Genomic DNA, 1,849 nt, shown 5'->3' with positions numbered 1-1,849 from the left:
CGCGGGCGGCGACGAGGGCGGGCAGGCCGGCGCAGAACCGGTTGACGGGGTCGGGGGCCGGCGGGGCCTGCCGCAGCAGGGCGTCGCGGACGGCCGGGTCCTGGGCGCACGTCCAGACGTGCTCGGCGTGGCGCATGGCCGCGTCGGTGGGGTGCGCGAGGGTTCCGAGGACGAGGCCGGTGCGGCGGGGGGCGGGTCCCGGGTGGCCGGCCTCGCGCAGGGCCTCCCGGCCGGCGTGCAGCACCCAGTGGAACAGCGGGTCGAAGCGGCCGATGTCGGCAGGGTCGAGGGCGAACCCGGTGGGGTCGAAGACGTCGGCGAACCCGTGCACGTACCCGCCGGTGTCGGTGGGGATGACGGCGCCGCCGTCCGGGACGCGGGCGGCGTCGACGGGCAGCCGCCAGTGGCCCGCCGGCAGCGGGCCGAGGGCGCTGCGGCCGGCAGCGACGTTCTCCCAGAACGCGCCGGGGGTCAGGGCGCCGGGCAGGACGCAGCCGCGCCCGACGACCGCGACCGGCTCGAACGGCCGGACCGCCGGGCCCGTCGTGTGGGGCGGCGTGCATTCGGTGGGGGCCGTGCTGGTCATGAGCGTGTGCACCTGCGTCCGGTCGGCGGTTGGTCGAAGGGGGGCGGGTTCGGTCGGGGGTGGCCGTCGGCTGGGGGCGAGCCGTTGGAGGCGGCGGCCGGCCGAGGTGACGACCCGTCGGGGGTTGTCGGCTGGTCGGGGCGCCGGCGGGTTGGGCGCTGGCGGGTTGGGCGCTGGCGGGCCGGGTTGGCGGTCAGTCGGGGTCCCCACGGTTGAAGGCGACGACCGGTGAGGGTGCCGGTGAGCCGGGGCGTCGTGGGTCGGGTTTGCGGTCGGTCGGGGGTGCTGGCGGGCTGGGTTGGTGGCCGGTCGGGGCCCCGGCGGTTCGAGGTGGCGATCGGTGGGCGCGACGGCCGGTCGAGGTGCCGGTCAGTCGGGGTGGCGGTCGGGATGAGGTGTCGGTGGGTCGGGGTGGCGGTCGGTCGGGGCCCCGGGGCCGTTTGAGGTGACGCTCAGTCAGGGCGACGGCTGGTCGAGGCGCCGGTCGTTCAGGCAGCGGCCGGTCGGGGCGGCGGTCAGTCGGGGCGGCGGACGAGTTCGACGTCGCGGAGGTCGGCGAAGGGGGTTCCGTCCTCCTGGACCAGCCGCACCTGGCACTGGGCGTGGTCGCCCTCCGCCCACACGCGGCGGACGGCGCAGAGCAGCGGCCCCCGGGCCGGCCCGCGGTGGTGGAGGTGGAAGCCGCCGACGGCCATGGGCAGGGTGGCGCCGCCGAGGGCGCGGGTGGCCCACAGGACGGCGAGCTGCAGGGCGCCGTCCACGGCCGCGGGGTCCGTGTGCCAGGCGGTGGCGTCGGGCCAGCCGAGCGCGGCCAGGCCGTGGAGCGTGCCGCGGGCGCCCTCGGGGGAGAGGGCGTCGACGGTGGCGAGGGAGCGCATCAGCGGGCCGTGGAAGAGCACGGTCCCGTCGTAGATCTCGTCGCTGTACCAGGGCACCTCGTCGTCGGCGAGGAGCGGGAACTCCTCGTCGACCGGGGGCCCGGCGTCGGGGATGACGAGCGCGCCGTAGTGCAAGCGGTCCGCCGCGCCGCGCAGTTCGGCGGCGACCGTACGAGGGTCGGCCGGGTCGGCGCGCCCGGTCAGGGTGAAGACGTCGCCGTCGTCCTTCAGTCCGGTGAGCGTGGCGGGGTGCAGGACGCGGACGTCGCGCAGGGCGGGCGCGGTGCCGGGCAGCCCGGGCAGCCAGTCGCGGGCGGCGGCGGTGAACCATTCCAGGGCCTGGGCCATGGGCAGGACGGGGGCGGTGCCGACGGCGTGGTGGGCG

At 78.0% G+C, this 1,849-nt stretch carries 2 protein-coding genes; both read right to left on the bottom strand.

Going from position 1 to position 1,849, the window contains the following annotated elements:
* Positions 1-586 (bottom strand): beta-ketoacyl synthase N-terminal-like domain-containing protein (locus JNW98_RS22775; RefSeq protein ID WP_223770131.1); only part of this gene is annotated, 586 nt, incomplete at its 3' end.
* Between the two features lie 515 nt (positions 587-1,101).
* Positions 1,102-1,849: polyketide synthase dehydratase domain-containing protein (locus JNW98_RS22770; protein WP_223770130.1), on the bottom strand; the 748-nt coding region annotated here is incomplete at its 5' end.

The sequence above is a fragment of the Streptomyces huiliensis genome (assembly GCF_020037025.1).
Lineage (GTDB): Bacteria > Actinomycetota > Actinomycetes > Streptomycetales > Streptomycetaceae > Streptomyces > Streptomyces huiliensis.
The sequence above is the reverse complement of the archived record's forward strand: the minus strand, read 5'-3'. Positions and strand labels throughout refer to the sequence as shown.